Genomic DNA, 22,497 nt, shown 5'->3' with positions numbered 1-22,497 from the left:
GTTCACTTCGTTCCCCAAAAAACGTTCATTGCTTCTGCGTAGCGGGTTCTTCGCCGCTTGCTTCGCGCGTCTCGATTGTCTGTGAACGCAAGGTGATCGTCACTGTGGTCCCCTGGTCCGGCGCGCTTTGAATCGCAATCTCGCCGGCGTGGCGGCTGATCACCGTCTTGACGAACGCCATCCCCAGCCCGGTTCCATCGCTTGGCGGCTGGCCATCGAGATGAAAGCGCCGGAAGCGTTCGAACAAATGCGCCTGCTGCTCAAGCGCGATACCGTAACCCGCGTCCCGCACCACACACATGATCGCGCTTGGCATCTCCGTGACGATACAGTCGACACGCGTGCCAGGCGGGCTGTATTTCACCGCGTTGCTGAGCAGGTTGATGAGCGCGCGCGTCATCAGCGACCGGTCCGCCAACACCCAGAAGACCTCGCCTTCGCTCTCGCAACGCACCTCAATGTTCTTCGCGTTTGCGAGCGGCCAGATTTCGTCGCTGGCGTCGATCGCGAGTTCATGCAGGTTCAGCAGCTCGAGGCTGTAGTGCTGCGACTCGGCGCGGGCGAGTTGCACAAAGTCATCGGCAAGAGCAAGCGAGCGGCGCGCGTAGCGTTCCACTCGCTCCATCAGATCCATCGCCGGCTTAGAGTCGATGTGCGGCCGCTCGGTGTCGAGCAACGCGAGAATCGACGCCTGCGGTGAGCGCATGTCGTGCGACAGCAGATGCAGCATGTCGTCGCGCTGGCGCTCGGAAGCGTGCAGCGCGGTGATATCGACCCAGCTCGCAATCCACCCGAGCGATTCGCCCGTGCTGGTCGTGCAGGGCGCATACCGCAGCATGTGATCGCGGCCATGGCGATCGCGCACTTCAATGCCGTGCATCATCACGACAGTGTGACGCTCAAGACGCGGGTCGAGCATCGCCGGCCATTGCATGCCGCTCGGTAGTGCACCGCTGCGGTCCTCGTCGACGAGACGCACGAAATGGAACTCGCCGAAGAGCTGCATGATCGATAGGTCTGCGAACTCCACGGGACCGAAATGCAGCCGTGCGGGATCATTGACCATCAGGATTCGGCCATTGCGATCGCAGACCATGATCGGCTCGGGCAAGCTGTTCAGGCTGTCCCAGATAAACTGGCGCATATTGCGCTGGCGCTGCACAGCCTGACGCGTGAGTGCGATCAGCCGTTCAAGCACATCGCCCGCTGTGCCCTGCGGCTTCGGTTGGGGACCGGGCAGCAGATTCGGCTCGGCGGCCAGCAGACGCAGTTCCTGCCCGAGATACGACATCGCGACCTCGAGACGCCGCCAGCTCCACAGCAAATAGATCAGCGCCAGGCCGCCGAGCGCCGGCACCGGCGAGAGCCAGCGCGAGCGCAAATACAAAAGGCACGCGCTCGCAATCATGCTGGCGCAGCCCAGCGCGATCGTGAGCATGAGCGACTGGAACGGCGACATCACCAGCAGCCCCGCGAGCAGGATGCCGACCGGCACGAGGCTCGCCCAGCCGGCCGCCTTGTCGCCTATCGGTTCAATGGCGCGACCGTCGAGCAATGCGTCGAGGATCGTCGCGTAGATATCGACACCGGGCAGCTCGCCCACTTCGCCCGAGATCGGCGTGGCAAAGCGGTCGCGCAGGCCGGCCGCCGTTGCGCCCACCAGCACGATCTTGCCCGCGAAAAATTCAGGGGGAACCGCTCCGTGCATCGCGGCCGCGAACGACACCCGCGGATAATCCAGCGACGTGCGCGAAAACGGAATCATCATCCGGTGCGCGCGCTTCAGATCGCCCGCGCCCGCCGCTGCGGTGGCAGCGGACGCCACGAACGCCGTGTCCGCAGCCGCTCTTTCGATGCCTGGCAATGCTGCATCCGGCCCGCGCAACGCCTGATACACCGGCACGGTGATGCTCGGCCACCAATCCTTGCCGCTGCCTTCGAACAGCGAGACGCTGCGCACAATACCGTCGTGATTCACTTCCAGGTCGATATGGCCCACGCCCGCCGCCGCCGCGCGCAGCACCGGAACGGGTTCGACCACGGCGGGCTCGTTCTGGTTGACGGGCAACCGGTCGACGAGCAACGGCAGATAGGTCGGCACATGTTTCATGGCCTCGGCGAAAGCGGCGTCGCCCGGAGAGGGTTCGGTGAACAGCACGTCGTACGCGACGCTCGCCGGTTTCGCCTTCGCCAGTTGCGTGAGCAATGCCGCGTGGGTCTCGCGCGGCCACGGCCAGCGCCCGAGTTCGGCGATGCTCTCGTCATCGATCGCGACAATCACAATGTCGCTCGACGGACGGCTTGCCAGGTGCAACAACAACTGATCGTAGAAGAGGAAACTGGCCCGCTCCGTCAACGGGCTCGCCACGCCAAAGAGCACGGCGGCAATCCCCACCACGCCGATCAGCGTCCATTCCAGGAAAAATCGTTTGCCGATCGACGGCGCGAGCCAGCGCCGGTTGTGGAGAGGGAAGCGCCATGGCATGGATCGCGCCTACCGCGTTTGAGTGAACGACCGGATTTCGCTCGGGATCGAGAGGAGGCGGCCGTTCTCGAAGGTATCGACAACAATCGTCCAGTAGTACTTTCCTGGGCTCAGATGCGCCACCGACATCTCGCCGCCCGACACGTCGAGCAAGTCGATGAGCGGCGCGCTCAGGTCCGCATGATTCGACAGGATGAACCGATACCGCGCGCCCCTCGCCTCGCCATCGACATGCCAGCGGAAGACGTAGCCATTGCCTTCGACGGGCGTGGCCGCCGCGTTGGTGGTGTCTGTATAGCGGCTGAAGGTGAGCACTTGCGGCAAGCCGTCGATGCCGTGCGTGTCGGTGGCCGAGACACGCACGAAATAGTTGCCATCAGGGATGTTGTCGAACGCCGCGTGCAGGCCTTCCGTGCGCTGGTCGCGAAGCAGGTCGAGGAAATCGGCATCGGTCGCGATCTCCGTGCGGTACGCACCCGCGCCGTCGACCGGCGTCAGGTCGAAGCTTACTTGCGGGGCGCGCTGCAACTTGCCCGGATCGACAATATCCGGCGGGGCGAGCAAGCGCACCGGCGCACCTGCGGCATCGCCCGTACGCGTCAGGTTGCCGTAGCCGGCCAGCACGAGCGTCTGCGCTCCGCCCTGGACCGGCTGCGGGGCGGAGGCGTTATTAACCTCGCCGTTCGCTGCCCCATCCACACCAATCTTGCCCGCCAGCACCTCGACGGTGGTCGCATCCTGCGCTGCCAGGTAATTCACCCGGAAACGCGTGCCGCGCACGCCTGCCACCACCGACGGCGTAATGACCCGGAACGAATCGCGCGGGTTCTTGAACGGCGTGACGTCGGTCGTGACCTCGCCTTGCTTCAAGTCGAACTGGCGGTCGACTGCGCCAGTCAGCAGCGTGGTCCGCAATCGTCCGATCTTGATCCGGCTGCTCGATGGCAACACGACATGCGAGCCGTCGGGTAGCAGCATGGAAACGAACGCGTCGCGACCGGTGCTGATTTCATCGCCCTCCTTCAGCAGCGTCCCCGCACCGACCGGCATGGGTGGCGCACCCGCTGTGCCGAGCTTATCGACACTGCCGCGCACCGCCACTACCTTGGCCGTCAGCAGTGTTTGCCTGAGCCGCGCGGTGGGCATGAAGAGATGCGCGTTGACCTGCAAGCGGCGCGGATTCGCAACGTGATTGATGTCGCGCAAAAGGCGCCAATCCGAAGGACTCTGCATATAGCGGTCCGCCAGCGTGTAGAGCGAATCGTCCGCGCGCACCACATAAGGCGTCATGTCTTGCAACGGCATGCGCTTGGCGCAGACCGGCTGGATCGAACAAACAATCGCGATGACACCGGCCACCGCCATTGAAGCGTTCATCCCCGAGCACAGATGTTGATGCGTCACCCAACCCCGACTGTTTTTATGGAACCCGTTCACGTCGATTCATTCCCCACTTTTTCCAACCGGTAGCCGTAGCTATAGATGGGTGTTATGCGATAACCGTTTTGCGGCCGCACCACCAGCTTGGAGCGAATCTGCGACACATGCGTATCGATGGTGCGCGACGGAATATCCACGTCTTGCCGCCACACTGATTCGCGAATATGAGTGCGTGACAGCGGCCGCGACAGGTTGCGAAAGAGCAGCAGCGCAAGCTCAAATTCCTTCTGCGTCAGCACGGCCGGGGTTTCACTGACCAGTGCGGTCTGGGTGGTCAGATCGAATCGATAGATGCCGTAGGTTTCCTGCGTCACCTCGTTCTGGTGCGCGTAGATCCGCCGCAGCAACGCTTCCACCCGCGCGAGCAGCACAGGCCGCGACACCGGTTTGAGAATGTAGTCGTCGGCGCCGGCATTAAGCATCTGGACGATGTCGCTTTCAACACTGCGGCTCGTCAGGAAGAGGACCGGCAGGTTCGTAGCGAGGTTTTGCCTGACCCACTTCAGCACGACGTCGCCCGGCATTTCCGGCATGTTCCAGTCGAGCAGCAGCAGGTCGTACGGCTGACGCCTCAACTCATGGATCAGGCTCTTGCCCTCGGTAAAAACCTGGCAGAAGTGCCCGGCCGCCGTCAGTGTCTGATCCACGAACGCCGTCTGGCTCAGGTCGTCGTCCAGCACGCAAATCCGCATTGCCTGATATCCCGTTAAATAGTCAAGACGGCCTTGTCATTTATTTTGCTTGGGTGCCGAATGCCGGTGCAGATTATCTCGTATTTTTATTATACTTTTTTATACGAAATCAACGCATTTGAATAAGCATCCGGTCAAAGCTTTTCATGACGTGATCCCACGCCGCATCCGAGTAATCCTCACGTGCCCGCGCGCACATGCATGCAAAAGCAAACAGTCGCCGCGCCGTATGCTCGCAATAAGTCAGCGGCATTGGATCGGCCTCATCTCCCTGAGGTCCGGTATGAAGTCCCGCAAACTTATCCTGAGCGCGCTCTACCGAACGGTTTAATCTCTCCAGTCGTGCTCGCAGAATATCCGCCAGCCACGGTAACTCGGCGGCGCACGAATCGGCATAAGCCTCGATTGCCGCACGAGCGTGCGAATCCGACGCGAGATCCAGCGTCACATAACGCAAGCCGTCGGCCGATTGTTCTGGCCGGATTTTCGACTTCCACGCAAGCGGGCCCCCGCTGGATTTATTCAACATTCAAGGCACCCTGGTCTAGTGGGACGCCACGAGATGGCTTAGAAGCGATTGCACCGCGACGTCCTGCGTATGGTTCAGACCAGAATCCCGCAGTGTCAATAAACGGGTGCGCCAATAGTTCGCGTGAAAAATCGCGCCATTGGCTCCCATCGCGAGACAACGAGACATGATCGCTTCAATATGGAGTATTTCCGCGTCGATTATTATCGACGCACGATTTCCCTGGTATAGCGGTTTGGTATTCACAGATATCCCCGAAAACTGACGTCTTGTGCGCAGCGAACCTGCCTCTCAGCGCTGAATAACGCGGTTCGCCTTCATGGGTTCTCATCCCTTGACGCGTGTCGCCGGGCATGTTTTTTTCCCACTGATATTATTGGCCGAAGGACAAACCAAAAATGTCTTTCGATGACGCACTCTACCGCCAATCACTGCACCATTTGACCTACTTGTCAGTATTTAACAGTTCAACCGGATTGCTCCGGAATGCATGTTAAAGCGAGTTGAAAGTACAACGTTTGCTTTCGCGGTAAGTTAATCGTCAGGCTAAGTCAGAAATCGTTTGCGCGTCTTTCCACGTCGAATAACGCGGGGTTGTTCCCTAACGACCTGCACGCTCGCGGCGTTTAAACTTCGGCGGCGCAAACGTTATCGACTCATCCACTCTTTACGGTTATCCATGAAATCGTTCTTGCTGAAATTTTCCGCATTCGCGTTTATTAGCGGCGTTGCGGCCGCGACCACCGCGCCCGCTGTTCACGCTGCCGAATTGCATGTCATGAGCTCAGGCGGATTCACGGCGGCCTATAAGATCCTCGGACCAAAATTCGCGGCGGCAAGCGGCAATACCCTTGACACCGCCCTGGGCCCGTCCATGGGCCAAGCCCCCGAAGCGATCCCGAACCGGCTGGCCCGGGGCGAACCGGCGGACGTGGTGATCATGGTCGGCTACGCGCTCGACGACCTCATCAAACGAGGCAAGGTGATCCCGGGCTCACGCGTGGAACTCGCCGATTCCGCCATTGGCATGGTCGTGCGCGCGGGTGCGCCGAAGCCTGACATCGGCACGGTTGCGGCGTTGAAGAACACGCTGCTGCACGCGAAGTCGGTCGCCTATTCCGACAGCGCGAGCGGCGTGTACATACAGAACGAGTTGTTCAAGCGCTTGGGAATTGAGGACCAGATCCGGCCGAAGGCCACCATGGTGCCGAAGATTCCGGTGGCGTCAGTCGTGGCCAACGGCGACTACGAACTCGGCTTCCAGCAAGTGAGTGAACTGCTGCCCGTGCCGGGTGTAACGTTCGTCGGCAAGATCCCCGCGTCCGTGCAGTCGATCACGCGATTTGCGGCCGGCATTCCGGTGGGCGCACAACATCCGGCCGAAGCGAAAGCGCTGCTCGAGTATCTTGCCTCGCCTGAAGCAGCGCCGGTCGTCACGCAGACGGGACTCGATCCTGTTCCTGTCACGCCGCGCTAGTCACGTTACGTTCAGCCGGGCCTGCTAATGTACGGGTTGAACCCGGATCATTGAAGGAGCAGAGCATGTTGACGAGCCTCGAGCAACTGGAAGATATCTACGGCAAGCCGAACGAGCGGTCGGTACGCAAGGAGATTTCGTTCATCAGCGAGGATTACGCGGCGTTCATCCTTGCATCGCCATTCGTGATGCTGGCGTCGGCGGGAGAGGATGGGCTCGACTGCTCGCCCAAAGGCGATGCAATGGGCTTCGTCCGGATCCTCGATGCCCATACGCTGGCCATTCCCGACCGCCCGGGCAATAACCGTATCGATACACTCAGGAATCTCGTGCACGATCCGCGCGTGGCCTTGCTGTTTCTCGTGCCGGGCGTGGGAGAAATGATGCGCGTGAACGGCCGTGCATCGATTGCCGATGACAGCGAGCTGCTTGCCTCATTCAGCGTCAACGGCAAACCGCCGCGCACGGTGATCCTCGTGCATGTGGAGTCCGTGTATTTCCATTGTTCGAAGGCGGTCGTGAGATCGGACTTGTGGAACGGCGAGAAACACGTCGACCGTTCGAGCTTGCCCTCGGCCGGCGCGATGCTAAAGAACGTAAGCGACGCCAGTTTCGACGCCGACGCCTACGATCGCGCATTGCCCGGACGCCTCAAGACCGACCTGTACTAGACGCCTTAATACTCCCACGCTTGCGGCGAGTCCCCGCATACCACCGTGCATTGCAGGCCCGACATGCGACCGGCTTCATCAATAGCCGCTTCCAGTGCCGCGAATGGAAACGTCTTCAACTCGACGGACCCAAGCGACAACTGACGCGACGCGGCCAGCGCAACCAGCGCGAAGTAATCGGCGGGCGTGTACATGAAGTGGCCGATCAATTCCCAGTTGTTCTGCAGCATCTCGCGATAGGGAATCGGCAAGTCCACCAGCATGCTGCCCATCAGCACGATGCGGCCACTGCGGCGCAGGCTTCTTAACGTAGCGAGCGTGGCGTTGGCATCGGTTGCGTTGCCGACCATATCGAAGGCCAGTTCCGCACCGCCGCCCGCCGCTGCGCGAATCGCTGCCACGTCATTAGCCGCGTCGCCCGAAAGCACGACTGGCGCCACGCGGCCTCGTCCGAGTTCCACTAGCGTTTGCAACGGCTGCGCGCGCCTGCCGAGCGCAACCACCCGGCTCGCGCCCATCGCCAGTGCGGCGAGTACCGCCGCCGAGCCAAAGTAACCGGTCGCACCGTTGACGATCACGGTTTCACCCGCCGCCAGCCGTCCGCGCCGCAGGCCGCCGAACGGCACCGCGAACTTGCCCAGGATCGCGAGGCGTTCGGCCGGGAGATCGTCGAGACCATCGAGCGGAATCAGCGTCGATGCCGGGAATTCCGCCACTTCGCGCAAGGTGCCATGTGGAAATTCGGCGAGCATCGGCCCGCTGTCGGCGCCAAGGCCGGTGAGCGCGATCAGCACTTGCGCCGGTTCGCGTACCGTTTCATTGGCAATCCAGTACGGGTTCACCGCGACGCGCTGACCCACGTGAAATGACATCACGCCGTCGCCGACCGCTTCCACGCGGCCCACGCCATTTGTCCCCGGCGAAAACGGTCCCGGCGGATACGCATACGGCAACTTGCCTTCAACGTGGGCGCGCGTGTAGCTGAGCAGCGGCACCGCTTCCATCCGGACGGCCACCGCGTTGCGGCGTGGCGCGGGTTGAGCAACGTCGCGCAGCGCCAGCGGCGTACCGGGTTCATCGAGCATCCAGGCTTTCATCTGTATTCCCCTTGGGATCGGTTGGACAGTTGAACTCTAGGTGCGGGGTACGTATTCTTGAAATCAATTAACCGAATGCGACCTATCAATATGATTGATCTTCGCGGTATTGATCTGAATCTGCTGGTCTCGCTGGACGCGTTGCTGGCCGAATCGAATGTCACGCGCGCGGCGCAACGGCTGCATCTGACGCAACCCGCTGTCTCGACCCAGCTTGCGCGGCTGCGACAAATCTTCGGCGATCCGCTGTTGATTCCCGCCGAGACCGGCCGGGGCATGACGCGCAGCACGCGGGCGCTCGAGTTGATGGAGCCGCTGCACGTAGCATTGAAGAATCTCGAAGCGGTCGTGCGCCATCAACCTTCCTTCGACCCGCATACGGACCACCGCAGCTTTGTCATTGCCGCGAACGATAATGCCACGGCGGTGCTCGGCCAGCGGCTGATGGAGCAGCTCCCGACGCTGGCTGGGCCGGGCGTGCGGATCGCGTTTATCGTGGCCGACCAGCCGTCGATGGCGACCCGCCTTGAGCGCGGCGAGATCGATTTGCTGCTGGGCTCGGAACGGATGGTCCCGGCGTCGATGAAAGCCCGCAAGCTCTTCGACGAGCATTTTGTGGTCGTCCAGCGCAAGGGGCATCCACGCGGGACGGCCCCGCTCGATCTCGACACGTATTGCGCACTGGACCACGTGCTGGTGTCCACTAGCGGGGGCAGTTTTCATGGCTTCATGGACGAACACCTGGACGCGCTGGGACGCGAGCGCCGGGTTGTATTGTCGGTGCAGCATTTCACGCTGGTGCCTGAATTGCTGGCACGCACGGACTATGTTTCGACGCTGCCGGCCCGGTTCGCGGAGCGTTATCGGGAACGCCTGGATATCTTCGAACTGCCGTTCGAGGCGCGCGGTTTTACGCTGTTCGCCGCGTGGCCGCCCCGCAATCAGGCCGATCCGGCGCACGTGTGGTTGCGTGACACGCTGGCGGAGATCGCTGCAAGCTGACAAGTTAAAGGCAACGCCGGAAACCCTGCCCCACCGGGATTCGTCAGCAAAATGACTTATGATGTTGCCCCAACCGCGGCATCCTACATGGCGAGCGATGGCAGAACTGAGCGAAATTTCACGGTTTGACACCGGGACGAATTTCAAACTTGACCGCCTGTGGTCCGAGTTCGAAGACCCGTCGGTGGAACAGGAGTTTCAGCGCCATCACCGGAGCGCAAACCATGCGGCCCTCGTGCGGGCGCTCGTCTTTTGCAGCTTGTTCTATGTCGCTTTCGTGGTCACGGACATAAGCGCCCTCGGCTATACCCGCACGACCCTTGTGCTGTTTCTGGCCCGCTGCTGTGTCGCGTTGACGTGCGTGGTCAGCTTGCGTATCGCACGCTTGCGGCAGGTTTCGGTCACCTCCCTGCGCATGGCTGCGAGCGCGGTCGAAGTGGTCGGCTTTGCTGCGTTCATGGCGATCACGTGGTTGCGTCCGAATGGAATGGCAGTGCACTGCATGTCCATGTGCATCATGCTGATCGTGGTTTATAACTTCATCCCGAACAAGCTGATCTGGGCCTTGCTCATATCTCTCGCGGCGACGGGCGGATTTATCGCTATTTCCGCCGTGTCGAAGACGCTGGACCCGTCGGCGTTGCTGACGTCGTCCATGCTGCTGATCTTCACCAACGCCCTCGGTTATGTCATGGCTCGCCGCCACAATCGCCTTGTCCGCGACGAGTTCTGCCAGCACGCCATGTTGCGCAACCTGTCTGTGCGCGACTATCTCACTGGCTGCTTCAACCGGCGGTATCTGACCGATGTCTTATTCAACGCCGAGCTCCAGCGCACCCGCCGGTACAAGCTCAAACTCGCGGTCATCCTGTGCGACATCGACCACTTCAAGCAGATCAACGATACCTACGGCCACCCCGCGGGCGACGCAGTCTTGCGCACCTTTGCGGCCATGTTGCTTGCCCATACGCGGCATCAGGTCGACAGCGTGATTCGCTACGGCGGCGAGGAATTCCTGCTGCTGCTTCCGCAAACGGACCTCGACGGCGCGACGATGCTCGCCGAGCGCATGCGCCAATCGTTCGAGCTGACGGCCACGCGCGCGTGGGATGGCCGCGAAGTGCGTTCCACCGCGAGTTTTGGTGTAGTGGCGCTGAATTGCGCGGGCGAATCAGGTCTCGTGACCGAGGAAAGCCTGGTGGGTGCCGCGGATGCGCAGTTGTATCGCGCGAAAAATGCTGGGCGCAACCGGGTGTGTGGCGGTCCGGCACCGGACTTGTCGGGTGCGTCGGGGGCGTCGGATACGTCGGATACGTCGGGGGCGCCGGGTGCGCCGGGTGCGTCGGGTGCGTCGGGTGCGTCGGGTGCGTCGGGTGCGTCGGGTGCGTCGGGCCGGGATGCCGGGCAAGAGGGCATGGTTGCCGCTACACAGCCGTAGGGCGCCCTGTTTTTTCAGACGCTTATCGGCTCGCGGCGGACACCAGCAACATCATGGGACGCTCCCGCTCCTCCGCCAGTTCGGGCCGTGCGGCGACCTCCTCATCTGTCGGTCCCCATTCCCGCACGTGGGCGATCGTAAAGTCTGCGGCAATCAGATGATTCAGCAACGTGCCCATTGTCCGATGCTGCTTGACCACGCCATCGGCGAGCCAGTTCGTGATCCGCGCACCTTCCCGTTGATAACTGTCGACGGGCCAGGTCTTGCGGCCCTGCGCATCGATCAACCATCCTGGATTTTGCGGCGCCATATAGATGGGATGCTCGATCGAGAAGACCAGCTTTGCACCCGCCACAAGCGCGCGATGGATGTTTTCCAGCAGGCCTGGCAAGTCTTCAATGTAGTGGAAAGCGAGTGAGCTATAGGCCAGGTCGAAGCGGGCTTCCGGGAGATCGAGTTTCTCCAGGTCGGCTTTTGCGTAAGTGATCGCCGGGTCGGCAGACGACGATCTTGCGCGGTCGAGCATCTTTTCAGATACGTCGAGACCGAGAACGGACGAAGCGCCCTGCTCACGTGCCCAGCGGCAGAACCAGCCATAACCGCAGCCGAGATCCACAACCCTGAGGCCGCACATGGCGGGAAGCAAAGCCCTGATCGCAGGCCATTCCGCTGCGCCCGCCAGCCCCTCCACCGAGCGGCCCAGCTTGCTATAACCTTCGAAGAACGCGGGATCGTCGTAGATGTTTTGTGTCATTTGCCAATGCATTCCATCGCTTGGTTTCGCCGGGCGGAGCGTCGTTCCGGGCGATACGAGTTGGTACGGCACCCCGCGTCAAGAATAGCGCATGGGGGAAAACAAACGTGGAACGCACGCCAGCAATCGCGCGAAGAGGGTAGTTCACATAACGCTGCCGGCACACGAGAGCATCATGGATTTGAGGCCGGGCCATTCTGCGCGAACAAAGGCAGCAGGGCCCGGTTATCGGCCTTTACGCGGCTGACGAGTAGACGAGATCACCCTCTACCAGCCGCAGACTCGCGGATAGATAGGTTTCCTCACAATTTGCTTCCTTACCTCCCCGATCCACTACGATAAAGTCCGCCGCCACATCCAGCACGATCAGCGGGTGATGCCAGACACCCCGAGCGTAATTCACGCCCTGCCAGCCGCGCGTGAAAAACGCGCGCAGCTTCGAGGCATCGAATTCACCCGCCGGTGCGACCACCACCAGATACGACAGCACGCCGAGCGGCAGGAACGCCTGGCTGCCGAACGGGTGGCGCTCCATCATTGATATCTCGACCGGTTGAGCGCGCGGCTGGCCCCGGAACACATTGATAAGCGGCCGGCCGCCTGTGTCCGGGCCAACATCCACGCGCGCCAGATCGTGGAAACGCTCGGTCGTGCCGCCGTTGATCGGAAAATGCTGCGCGCCGTCGAGTTCGATTACATCGCCGAACGGCTCAAACGCCGCACGCGTCAGGGGTTCGAGCGTAAGCGTGTTCATGTCTTCTTACTCGATCGCACCGAACAGGCGCAAACGCGACACGCCGCCGTCCGGGAACATGTTGAAGCGAACGTGCGTGACGGGCCCAAGAGCCGCCACTTCACTTTCGAATCGATGGATATTGTCCGCCGACAGCTTTTGTTGCGGCAGTAACACCGGCCAGAACATGGCCTGGGTGACGAGCGATTCGTCCGTGCCGCCCGTTACACGCGCTGCCTGCAGCGAACAGCCATCGGGGAAATTGCCCTTGAAGTGGGCCGTATCGACTTCGATCGCGTGGATCACGCCGGGATGCGCCAGCGCTACGATCGCCCAGTCGTTGCCGGGCTCACGGCGGCGCCGCGTCTCCCAGCCGTCGCCCATGTCCACGCCACGTCCGGGCATCAGCATTTGCGATGCCGGTCCGAAATGCTGGTTGTTCGCCGCCACCAGATAAGCGCCGTTTTCGATGGCTGCAAGGTCCACTCGTGTCCCACGTTCAACGCGCGTCCAGTCCACCTTCGGCTGGCCATACACACGCAAACGCGCGATACCGCCATCGGGGTAGATATTCACGCGCAGGTGCGTGTAGGCGCGCGCATCGGCAATCGGCAGATAGTGATGCTGGTTGCCCTGCAGCGTGGTCGCCGGCACGATCTCGCGCCAGTCGGCGTTGTCTTGCGGCGTGGCGCTGTCGCTCGTGCAGGCATCGATAGACGCTGCGGGCGGGAAGTTGCCGGTGAAGTGGCTCGTGTCCAGGTCGATGCCGTGAATAGTGCCCGGCCGTGCCAGTTTGACGATGCAGAAGTCGTAGCCGGTGGTGCGCTTGCGGCGCGTTTCCCAGCCGTCCATCCACTTGCCGTTGTCATCGTACTTGCCCGGGATGAAAACCGCCGGCTGCGGGTCAAGCATGCGTTCCTTGGGCGCGAAGAATTCGTCGCTGGCGAAGAGCGCGGTGGCGCCGAGACGCGGATCGGCGAGATTCATGAAGCGGCGGGTAAATGCCGGAGCGTTGGGGTCGAGTACGGGACTGGCCATGAAGTAAGTTCCTTTAAAACGATTCAGGGGATGGCAACGAGCACGACACTCTCAGACAGCGTGCGCGGGCTCGTGGCCATGACTTGCGCCGGCGTGATCGGCGGGAACAAAAAGCAGTTCGGCATCCTGGTTCAGCACGCGCGTGGCGCGGACACGGTCAATGTCCTTCTCCCACACGGCCACGACCACCGTCGCAACGCAGTTGCCGATCAGGTTGGTGACAGCGCGCGCAATGCCGACAAACCAGTCCACCGGCAGGATCAGCACGAGGCCGAGCACGGGAATGGCCGGGATGGCGGAGAGCGTGGCGGCGAGGATCACGATGGCCGAGCCGGGAATCCCATGCGCGCCCTTCGACGTCACCAGCGACACCAGTACGACCACTATCAGGTCGTGGATCGACAGCGGCGTATTGGTGGCCTGCGCGATGAAGATGACGGCGAGCGTGAGATAGATCGAGAAGCCGTCGAGGTTGAACGAATAACCGGTCGGGATCACGAGGCCAACGGTGGAATCCTTCACACCCATCCATTCGAGCTTGCGCATGACCTGCGGCAGCACGGCGTCCGACGAAGCGGTGCCGAGCACGATCAGCAGTTCCTCGCGCAGATAACGCACGAGCTTGAAGATGCTGAAGCCGGTGAGCCGCATCACCACGCCTAGCACGACGAACACGAACAGCAAGCAGCTGGCGTAAAACACGATCACCAGCATGCCGAGTTGCTTCAGCGACTCGACGCCATAGGTCCCGGTCGTGAACGCAATTGCACCGAGCACGCCGAGCGGCGCGAGCTTGATGATGAAACCCATGATGCGAAAAAACACGTGCGACAGTTCATCGATAAGACTCGTCACACGCTGCGCCTTCGCGCCAAGCAGCGAGAGCGCCGCGCCGAACAGCACGGAGAACACGAGCACCTGCAGGATGTCACCCTTCGCGAAGGCGTCGGTGGCGGTATCGGGGATGATCTTGAGCAGGAATCCCGCCGTATCCTTCAGGCTTTTCGCGTGTTCGGTGTAGGTGGCGAGCGAACCGGCATCGAGCGTATGCAGGTCGATATTCATGCCTACGCCCGGCCGGGTTGCATACGCGAGCACGGCACCGATCACGAGCGCGAGCGTGGTCATCACCTCGAAATAGACCACTGACTTCAGCCCGACGCGCCCGACCTTCTTCAAGTTCCCCGCGCTTGCCATGCCCGAGACGACCACGCAGAACACGATCGGTCCGATCACCATCTTGATGAGCTTGAGAAAACCGTCGCCGAGCGGCCGCAGCGTTTGCGCGAAATGGGGAAACACCGCGCCGATCACAATGCCCGCGACCAGCGCGATCATGACCCGCCCAAACAGGGAATTAAGAAATCTCAACACGGTGTGTCTCCTCGATGTCGCACGGCACGGGATTGATGACTATGCTAACTGTTCAGACTGGTCGGACCAGTGACTGATGAGGAATATTAGAAAGCCGATATAGTGGAGTCAAGATCCGTTTGATACCGGTTTACCCGGGTTTTTAGCTTGCTTTTGCGCGGAAAAATCGAATCAGACCAGACGCTTGGGCGTACCACGCCTACAATGGCGGTCAGACCGCACCACTCTTAACTGTCCTATGAAAAATGTTCCGCATACCGTGACCGATGCCGCCATCGCGACTATTCGTGAGCGCATCGAGACAAGCGTTTATCCGGTCGGGAGCCTGCTGCCGGCGCAGCGGCAGTTATCGGAGGAACTGGCGATCAGCCGGGCTTCGCTGCGTGAAGCGCTGTCCACGCTCGAAGCACTCGGCATGCTGAATATCCGTCCCGGCAAGGGCGTGTATGTGAACAGCGCGGAGGCGGCCGGCGCGCACGCATGGCGTTTCGCCGATCAGGCGTCGCTGCCCGATACCTACCAGATGCGCTTTGCGCTCGAGGGCTTCGTCGCGCGGCTGGCGGCGCCGGCTATTGGCGATGCAGACATCGTCTGGCTGGAGGACAACCTCGACTCGCTGCACGGCGCGCTGACCTGCGCCGAACTCGACGAAGCCGCGCAACTCGATTTCGCATTCCATATGCGGATAGTGAGTCTCGCGGGCAATACGGCCATTGAATCGATCCTGCGCGGCAGCGCCGACATCATGAAAGAGAGCCAGCGTTTGCCGTTTTATCGGCGGGAACTGGTGCTGTCGACGTATCACGAGCATCTGGCAATTGTCGAAGCATTGAAGGCCCGCGACAGCGAACACGCCGGGCGGGCAATTGAAGCGCATATCGTGAACGCGGCTCAGCGGGCGGGCGTTCATTTTCCGATTCCGGTCTAGTCGGGCGGAACGTGTTCACGCCGCGAAGTGATCAAACGAAACACGCGCGCAGGTTATTCACCGTTTATGTTGAGAACCTTGTGGATAACGTGTCCGGCGATGATCTAAGCCGTTGATGCGCCTCAGATTTAAGCCACTGCCTCGCTTTGGTCAGCGGCGAGTCGGCCGGCTCGTTCCGACTGTTCGGCGGATCGTCGGACTACTTCGCGCAATGACGATGCCGTACTACGTGACTCCCAATTGAACCAGCGATCCAGCACACGCATGGCCCGATAGTGCCCACGGGTTGAACGGCACGGCCTGCCGGCAAACCGGGCCAGAGCACCGCGAACACCCGTCACTGGAACCGTCAGCAGCCGGTGTTAAAATCTGCCGCTCAGACTAAAGCCCCATCCCGCTCATATCCGATACCCGCTTGGTCCGTAGCCTCGCCTCGGACGGCCGCCCGAATTTCCACCCAGCACCTTCGTTCGAAGGAACCCGCAGTGATCCGATCGCAACCGCCGGCGCATTCCAATGCGTCCGGAGATGACCTGCATCGTCATATTGTCGATGCCGTTCATGAGCATGGCTGGTCGGAGCAGGACATTTTCTTGCCGCCGGATCTGACCCTCGCGCTGGCGCTGGAATGCGCGGCGCTCGCGGCGACCGGCGCGCTTACCTTGGCGCACGTCAGCCAGGGCGCCGCGCGATCGCTGCAGCCTGACGTGCGCGGCGACCGGATCCAGTGGCTGGAGGCGGGTCAGTCGGTGGCGTGCGACCGCTATCTCGCGATCATGGAGACACTTCGCATTGCGTTGAATCGCGAGCTGTTCCTGGGTCTCGATGAATACGAAAGCCATTTTGCGTTCTACGCACCAGGCGCGTCGTACATGCAGCACCGAGACCGGTTCCGCCACGACGACAGCCGGACCGTGTCCGTCATTGTTTATCTGAATGCGGACTGGCTGCCCGAGCACGGCGGTGCTTTAAGGCTGCATCCGGAAGGCTTGAGTACGCGGGATATCTCGCCGGTCGGCAGCCGGATCGCAGTGTTTTTATCCGCCGACATGCTGCACGAAGTATTGCCCGCGACGCGCGACCGCTTGTCGCTCACGGGATGGTTCAGGCGCCGTGCGTAACGCAGGTAACGCACGTAATACGCGTGACTCGCGCCAGGTCATCGCCATGCCTCGCATTCCTCCTCGACCTAGATAAAGGCATGCATCATGCAAACTGAAAGCTCGACGGCGACGAATGCCGCACGCTGCTCGACGACTTGCAGACCATGAACCTCGGCGATGAACGGCCGCTATGGGAGATTCTCGGGTTGGCCGTGCCGGTGGGTACGACATGGAAAGAACTGCGTATTGGCGAGTTTAAGACCTTGCTGGCGCTCGCCATTGGCGATACGGAAGCCGCGCGCGAAGGCTGCGACTGGATTCATCACTACCGCCAGATGAATCACGGGCGCTGGCTGGTTTATCGCTGCGTGGAAGCGCTGTTGAATCTCGACGAGCCGAGCGATTTCAAGCATTCGCTCAAGCTGCTTTACGGCGCGCAAACGTTGCGTCAGGCAGAAGCGTTGATCGACGGTAAAGAGCGTTTCTTCGGTCTGCCCACGCTTGGTGCCGACATGGAAGGAAGCGCCATCCACGGCAAGCTGCTGACCGCGTATGACAAGCTGTTTGCGCCGGTGATCACGCTGAAATAGCGGATATGACGCGCGTCGTCGGCTGGACCGTTTCCGGTTTCCAGGCGCGACGCGCGTCAGTTGTTCGTTTCAGAAGCAAAGGCTTTAAAGAACGTGTCCGTCAACCCGGCGCGTCGTCACCCATCACGCCTTGTTCGCGAATCCACTGCGCAAAAGCTTCATCCTCGAAGCGATATTCACCATGCGCGAGTTTGGTCACAATGTTGTCGGCCTGAAGCCTACGCAATGAATGCGCGGGTGTGTTCATGGGCGGCGCTTTGGGGAGGCCGAGCAAGGTCCCCAGTTGCTCCCGTACCGCCTGGCTATGGAAGTCGGAAACCATGCCGTCGGCCATCATGCCGAGCAGCGCGCGGTCGGCCGGCAACAATCCGGTCCACTGCCGCTTGAATTGCTCGTTGTTGAAGACGTGCTCTTTCGTGAATTGCAACGCCGCTTCGGGGCCATCGAACGGATACGTAAGATGCCGCTCCAGAAAGCGCCTGAAAAACTCCGGCGTGCTGTTGAGCTGATCGAAAGCCGCGACCGCATGTTTCATCGAGAGCTGATGCTTGGCAATGGTGTTGACCTTCTCCACCATGAACTCGAGGAAATCTCGGCCGAGCAGCGGAAAGGGTTCGAGAGGCGCCCAGTTGAAAAACGGCTCCGACGAGCGCCCGAACATGGTTCTCAACGTCGATTCCGAGCTGCCGGCAAAGATCACTTTCAGCCGGTCCTTGCGAACGTCCAGCCCCGCACGCAGCGCATGCGCAAAATTCGAATGGGCCGCGGCAGCCAGAACCTGCGCTTCGTCTATGATCAGAAGCAACGGCTTCGGCTGGGAATCGAACGCCTTGAGCGCGTCGGACAAAAGCGTGCCGACATACTTCTTGTCCTCCGCCGATAGTTCCGCCTCGACCGACGCCTCGCCGAATGCCGGAATCTTGCCCGTGGCCTTCAGCTTCTTGACCGGACTCCCGGCGCGACGCGCAAGCTTCCCCCACCAATTCGGCTCGATAGCGCCGTAGAGCGCGCCCACCAGCGCGCCTGCGGGTTCCTCGTCGTCGTCCCACAAGTTCACGTAGGCGGTCAGGTAGCCGCCCGCCGTGGCGGCCGGGATCAGGTCTTTGAGCAGGAATTCTGTCTTGCCCATCCGCCGCCGCGCGAACAGCGTGCGCGCGGAGGACAGCCCCAGCCCGAACAGGTTGAGATATCCTGCGGCGAGCTCGGGACGCGAAAAATGCCACTGATCGGGTTTCATGTTTCAAACTATATCATCAGTTTTTAAATATATCAAAAGCGATGATATAACTTGATAGTCAGGTTTGTTGCGCGTTCTCAGGATGCCCTTCATCCGCCAGTCGCCTTGCTGCTTCACGCTTTAAAACCACCCGGTCGATCTTGTTGGTCGACGCGAGCGGAAACGCATCGACGAACCAGACTTGCCGCGGATGCTGATAAGCCGGCGCGTGTTCCAGCGCGAACGCCTTCACCTCCTCCGCGCTCAATTGAGCCCCCGGTTTCAGCACGACAAAGGCCACGGGTTTTGACCCCTTGATGGCATCGTCGACGGGAATCACGCTCGCTTGCTGGATGGAAGGATGTCGCTCGAGCATCTTTTCCACGTCGCCCGGAAAGATGTTTTCTCCACCGGAAACGAACATGTCGTCACGTCGTCCGATGAACGCGTAGAAGCCGTTTTCGTCGCGGCGAAATACATCGCCGGTGCGATAAAAGCCGTCAGGCGTGATCGGCGTCGAGAGGTCCGGGCGGTTGTGATAACCGTTCATCAGGCCCGGGCTGCGGATCTCCAGTTCACCTTCGCTCGCAAGCTCGTGGTTCGTATCGACAAGACGAAGTTCGACTTGGCGGTGCGCTGCGCCGATCGCGTGTGCAGGCGTGGGCAAGCCAGCGGGATGCGGTCCGAACACGACCGGCCCGCCCTCGGTAGTGCCGTACGCGTTGATGACCTTCGCGTTCGGCAGCAGCGCGTGAGTCCGCTCGAGCAACGCGCCGCTGACCGGCGCCGAGCCCATCCGCACATAACGCACCGACGACAAATCCGTGCGCGCGAGCAGTTCACGCTCCTGCATCATCATGGCGATCATCGGCGGCACGGAAGTGAGCCACGTGCAGCGATAAGTATCGATAGCGCGAATGTAATTGCGCGCGTTGAAGGCTGGCATCAACACGGTCGTGGCACGCGCGGTCAACGCGAGGAACACCAGCGCGAGCGCATTCATGTGATAAAGCGGCGCGGCGATCAGCATGCGCTCACCACTCAGTGGCTGCGCTTTCAAGCGCGTCTCAACAACCCAGAGATGACTCGCGTGCGAGAGCACGACGCCCTTCGGCCGCCCCGTGGAACCCGACGTATAGAGGAACAACGCAGCTTCTTTCTCGTGCGGAACGACAGGCTCGAAGGTCTGCCCTCGCGCATTCGACTCCGCTATAAATAGCTGGAATGCTTGAGCGTCGTTTGTTTTTTCCGAGCGATCGAACACCACGCGCGGCAACGTAACGGGGGCATCGGCAAAGCGCTGGGAATCTGTGAAGACGAGACGCGCCCCGCTATCCGCGATCACGTCCGCAATCAGCGCGCGTGGAAATTTATAGTTGACCGGGACGGCGACCAGCCCCGCGCGCATGATGCCAAGCATCGTCGCGACATAGTCCGCCGAATTGGACGCGAGCAACGCAATGCGCTCGCCTCGCGCGTATTGAGCGGCAAGCGTGCAGGCCACTGCGTCGGCAAGCACATCGACTTCAGCAAAGGTGTATTGGCGCTCGTTGAAATCATCGTCGAGGCCGATGATGGCAAGTGCATCGGCGCCCCGATCGTCGCCTTCGTCGTGTGTTATCAGCGCACCGAGATTTGTCGGGAAAGTCATGGTATGAATTCCAGCAAGGTATCGAAGCGAGGGAGCGCGACGAGCGCCCTTTGTATCTCGACGGACGCCGGGAAACCTGCCGCGTCCGCGCGCTCACCCACCGATCGCCAGACCGGCGTACGCACCGTGATCGCGGCATAACGCGGACCGCGCACAGCAACGTGCTGCGCTAACGTTCCGAAATGCGCTTGAAAATCCGCACGCGTTCGGTACACCAGTTCGAAGCCCGCCTCGATCTCGCCGAGTTGCACATACGGTTCGGGCGCCACATCGATCAGATGCAGCGCGCTCAAGGCAACTGCGCCATTCGGATGGCTCTGCCACTCGCTGCGGAAAACGAGCTCGGGCGTCAGGTGCTGGCAAAAATAAACGCGGCCTCCGTCAAGCTGGCCCGGCTTCAGCCGCACAGTGGTGAAGCGCGCGTCGGCGGGGGGCTTGCCATCAAGCTCGACTGGCCGCGAAAAGGTCTGCGGCGGCGTGGCGTGGAAACCAGCACGCTGCAAGGTATCGAAGGTCGCAGCGGGATCGTCGATGCGGAACACAAGGCCATCGGGACCCAGTGGACTCGACACAATCTCCTCGCGCACGGTCTTGCCATCGGCAGGCAAGCCGATGAGTTCAAGATAGTGGTCATCGAACACGATCGCGTGATTGATCGATCCAAGCGTGTGATACCCGCGCGGCGCGACCGTGAAGCCGAGCTGCTCGAAGGTGCGCTGAGCAGCGTCGGTATCGAAACGCGTGTTGATGACGAGATGGTCGAGCTTCAGCATCAGGTTCTGGCCGGCACTGTGGTCGCGGCTGGGGTTGCGGTCGCCGTTGAATAAGCGCCGCGGCCGCTGGCAACGAGCTTGCCGTCCTTGTCGAAGACCTGAGCTTCGGACACGGACACTTGCGAACCGAACTTGATCACCTTGCCCTTCACCGTCAAGTCGCCCTGGAACGCGGCGCGGTGATAGTCCACGCGCAGGTCGATGGTGGGCACGCCCCCTCCCGTCTTCGATACCAGCGCCCAGTCCGCCGCCAAGTCCACGAGTGCGGCGAGAATGCCTCCGTGCGTGTAGCCCTTGTCCGGATTCACGACCCATTCTTCGCGCCACGTGGCGCGGAGTTCGATCTCGCCTTCACTGACCGATACCACTTTCAAACCCAGCCATTCGTGAAACGGGCCACGCCGCAAACGCGCCTCAATATCCTGCGCGCTCGGCAATGTTGCTTCGCTCATGATGTTTTTCCTCAGCTTATCTCATCAATAGACTCACGGATTGACCACGACCTTGCCCAGCACTTCGCGGTCGCGAATCAGGCGCAGTCCTTCGGCGGCTTGCTCCAACGGCAACGTCCGGTCGATGGCCGGCACCAGTTCACCGGCCGCGATCTGATCTAGCAGCGCGCGCAGGTTTTCATCGTAGAAACTGTTCGAGCCGATGATCTTCAGTTCGAAGCTCCAGATGTATCGAAGGTCTTCGGCGGGTGCGTGACCAGCGGTTGCGCCACACACGAGCAGCGTGCCGCCTCGCTTCAGGCACTTCAGCGATGGCACCCAGGTGTCGCCGCCGGTGAAATTCACCACCACGTCCACCCCGCCCTCGTAAGTCCGGCGTTGCGGCTTGCCGTACTCGCCGATTGCCCACTTCGAGAAGTCCGTAGTTTTGTAGTTCACCGTATGATCCGCGCCGAGCGCTTTCAGTTGCTCGCACTTCTCGTCGCTGCCGGCACACGCGATCACCTCGGCGCCCAGTTGCTTCGCGATAAGAATGCATGCCGTGCCCACCCCGCCGCTCGCGCCGAGAATCAACACGCGGTCACCTGCTTTCACAGTCTTGTGCGTGACCAGCATGCGGTGGGCGGTGCCGTACGCTACGGGCAACGCGGACGCGGCGTCGTAACTCACGGCGTCCGGTAACACGATCAACTGCCCGACCGACACCAGGCAGTATTGCGCCATGCCGCCATCGAGCATTTCGCCCATCAAGCCTTTCTCCGGATACAGCGGATTCACTAGCACACGGTCTCCCGCCTTCCAGCCCTCCACGCCGTCACCCAACTCTGCGATTTCACCCGCCATGTCGAGGCCGATCACCACCGGAAACGGTACCTTGATGCCGGGCATGCCCTTCACGGTAAACACATCGTGATAATTGAATGACGACGCATGCACGCGAATCACCACGTGCCCGGAGGTTGCCTTCGGCACGGGTTTGTCGGTCACCACGTGGAGTTGATCAAGGTCGCCGTGCTGGTTCAGCACGAGCGCCTTCATGGTCGATGGAATGGCT

Annotated in this window: 21 protein-coding genes; 7 read left to right on the top strand and 14 right to left on the bottom strand. The window is 61.3% G+C overall.

Annotated features, from left to right (window positions below; translation table 11 throughout):
• Window positions 1-25: 25 nt before the first annotated feature.
• The 4 genes from SBC1_RS22915 to SBC1_RS22900 all read right to left on the bottom strand — a co-directional run bounded on the left by SBC1_RS22915 (window position 26) and on the right by SBC1_RS22900 (window position 5,065).
• Entirely contained in the window at window positions 26-2,485 is a 2,460-nt protein-coding gene (locus tag SBC1_RS22915) for a CHASE2 domain-containing protein (RefSeq protein WP_165095560.1), read from the bottom strand.
• 9 nt (window positions 2,486-2,494) lie between these two features.
• Window positions 2,495-3,862, bottom strand: a complete 1,368-nt coding sequence (locus SBC1_RS22910) for a FecR domain-containing protein (RefSeq protein ID WP_165095563.1) — start codon at window positions 3,860-3,862, stop codon at window positions 2,495-2,497.
• A 56-nt stretch (window positions 3,863-3,918) separates the two neighbouring features.
• A complete protein-coding gene (locus SBC1_RS22905) occupies window positions 3,919-4,617 on the bottom strand; it encodes a response regulator transcription factor (RefSeq protein WP_165095567.1) in 699 nt (232 codons plus the stop codon).
• Between the two features lie 109 nt (window positions 4,618-4,726).
• On the bottom strand, window positions 4,727-5,065 hold the full coding sequence (locus tag SBC1_RS22900; RefSeq protein WP_165093747.1) for a hypothetical protein: 339 nt from the start codon (window positions 5,063-5,065) through the stop codon (window positions 4,727-4,729).
• A 760-nt stretch (window positions 5,066-5,825) separates the two neighbouring features.
• Between SBC1_RS22900 and SBC1_RS22895 the strand changes: the two genes are divergently transcribed.
• On the top strand, window positions 5,826-6,623 hold the full coding sequence (locus tag SBC1_RS22895) for a substrate-binding domain-containing protein (protein WP_165095570.1): 798 nt from the start codon (window positions 5,826-5,828) through the stop codon (window positions 6,621-6,623).
• A 65-nt stretch (window positions 6,624-6,688) separates the two neighbouring features.
• Entirely contained in the window at window positions 6,689-7,294 is a 606-nt protein-coding gene (locus tag SBC1_RS22890; protein WP_165095573.1) for a pyridoxamine 5'-phosphate oxidase family protein, read from the top strand.
• Between the two features lie 5 nt (window positions 7,295-7,299).
• Here SBC1_RS22890 and SBC1_RS22885 read toward each other — a convergent pair whose 3' ends face one another.
• Window positions 7,300-8,391, bottom strand: a complete 1,092-nt coding sequence (locus tag SBC1_RS22885) for a zinc-binding dehydrogenase (RefSeq protein ID WP_165095575.1) — start codon at window positions 8,389-8,391, stop codon at window positions 7,300-7,302.
• A gap of 90 nt (window positions 8,392-8,481) precedes the next feature.
• Here SBC1_RS22885 and SBC1_RS22880 point away from each other — a divergent pair, with 90 nt between their 5' ends.
• Window positions 8,482-9,393, top strand: a complete 912-nt coding sequence (locus tag SBC1_RS22880; RefSeq protein ID WP_165095578.1) for a LysR family transcriptional regulator — start codon at window positions 8,482-8,484, stop codon at window positions 9,391-9,393.
• A 97-nt stretch (window positions 9,394-9,490) separates the two neighbouring features.
• Window positions 9,491-10,831, top strand: coding sequence for a diguanylate cyclase (locus SBC1_RS22875; RefSeq protein ID WP_165095581.1), 1,341 nt, complete (start codon window positions 9,491-9,493; stop codon window positions 10,829-10,831).
• Window positions 10,832-10,853: 22 nt separating this feature from the next.
• Here SBC1_RS22875 and SBC1_RS22870 read toward each other — a convergent pair whose 3' ends face one another.
• From SBC1_RS22870 to SBC1_RS22855, 4 genes are all read right to left on the bottom strand, one after another.
• Window positions 10,854-11,585, bottom strand: coding sequence for a bifunctional 2-polyprenyl-6-hydroxyphenol methylase/3-demethylubiquinol 3-O-methyltransferase UbiG (locus SBC1_RS22870; RefSeq protein WP_165095584.1), 732 nt, complete (start codon window positions 11,583-11,585; stop codon window positions 10,854-10,856).
• Between the two features lie 235 nt (window positions 11,586-11,820).
• Window positions 11,821-12,339, bottom strand: coding sequence for an ureidoglycolate lyase (locus SBC1_RS22865; protein ID WP_165095587.1), 519 nt, complete (start codon window positions 12,337-12,339; stop codon window positions 11,821-11,823).
• A gap of 6 nt (window positions 12,340-12,345) precedes the next feature.
• A complete protein-coding gene (gene alc / locus SBC1_RS22860) occupies window positions 12,346-13,356 on the bottom strand; it encodes an allantoicase (RefSeq protein WP_165095590.1) in 1,011 nt (336 codons plus the stop codon).
• 51 nt (window positions 13,357-13,407) lie between these two features.
• Window positions 13,408-14,694 carry a C4-dicarboxylate transporter DctA gene (locus tag SBC1_RS22855; protein WP_371826764.1) on the bottom strand — a complete coding sequence of 429 codons (1,287 nt, stop codon included), beginning with the start codon at window positions 14,692-14,694 and terminating at the stop codon, window positions 13,408-13,410.
• A gap of 274 nt (window positions 14,695-14,968) precedes the next feature.
• Here SBC1_RS22855 and SBC1_RS22850 point away from each other — a divergent pair, with 274 nt between their 5' ends.
• From SBC1_RS22850 to SBC1_RS22840, 3 genes are all read left to right on the top strand, one after another.
• Window positions 14,969-15,658, top strand: a complete 690-nt coding sequence (locus tag SBC1_RS22850; protein WP_165095596.1) for a FadR/GntR family transcriptional regulator — start codon at window positions 14,969-14,971, stop codon at window positions 15,656-15,658.
• Window positions 15,659-16,143: 485 nt separating this feature from the next.
• Window positions 16,144-16,779, top strand: coding sequence for a 2OG-Fe(II) oxygenase (locus SBC1_RS22845; RefSeq protein WP_241202223.1), 636 nt, complete (start codon window positions 16,144-16,146; stop codon window positions 16,777-16,779).
• Between the two features lie 146 nt (window positions 16,780-16,925).
• Complete coding sequence (locus SBC1_RS22840) at window positions 16,926-17,351, top strand: hypothetical protein (RefSeq protein ID WP_165095599.1); 426 nt, start codon at window positions 16,926-16,928, stop codon at window positions 17,349-17,351.
• Window positions 17,352-17,451: 100 nt separating this feature from the next.
• On the opposite strand, the gene SBC1_RS22835 is transcribed toward SBC1_RS22840, so the two are convergent.
• The 5 genes from SBC1_RS22835 to SBC1_RS22815 are packed head-to-tail and all read right to left on the bottom strand — an operon-like array spanning window position 17,452 to window position 22,481.
• Window positions 17,452-18,588, bottom strand: coding sequence for a hypothetical protein (locus SBC1_RS22835; protein WP_165095602.1), 1,137 nt, complete (start codon window positions 18,586-18,588; stop codon window positions 17,452-17,454).
• A gap of 58 nt (window positions 18,589-18,646) precedes the next feature.
• Complete coding sequence (locus SBC1_RS22830) at window positions 18,647-20,218, bottom strand: class I adenylate-forming enzyme family protein (protein WP_165095605.1); 1,572 nt, start codon at window positions 20,216-20,218, stop codon at window positions 18,647-18,649.
• On the bottom strand, window positions 20,215-20,991 hold the full coding sequence (locus SBC1_RS22825; protein ID WP_165095608.1) for a VOC family protein: 777 nt from the start codon (window positions 20,989-20,991) through the stop codon (window positions 20,215-20,217). Before SBC1_RS22825 ends, SBC1_RS22830 begins: the two co-directional genes overlap by 4 nt.
• Window positions 20,991-21,443, bottom strand: a complete 453-nt coding sequence (locus tag SBC1_RS22820) for a PaaI family thioesterase (RefSeq protein ID WP_165095612.1) — start codon at window positions 21,441-21,443, stop codon at window positions 20,991-20,993. Before SBC1_RS22820 ends, SBC1_RS22825 begins: the two co-directional genes overlap by 1 nt.
• A 33-nt stretch (window positions 21,444-21,476) precedes the next feature.
• Window positions 21,477-22,481, bottom strand: coding sequence for a zinc-binding dehydrogenase (locus tag SBC1_RS22815; RefSeq protein ID WP_206366113.1), 1,005 nt, complete (start codon window positions 22,479-22,481; stop codon window positions 21,477-21,479).
• Between the last annotated feature and the right edge of the window lie 16 nt (window positions 22,482-22,497).

The organism is Caballeronia sp. SBC1, assembly GCF_011493005.1.
Taxonomy (GTDB): Bacteria; Pseudomonadota; Gammaproteobacteria; order Burkholderiales; family Burkholderiaceae; genus Caballeronia.
This window is presented reverse-complemented; position numbering and strand designations above follow the sequence as displayed.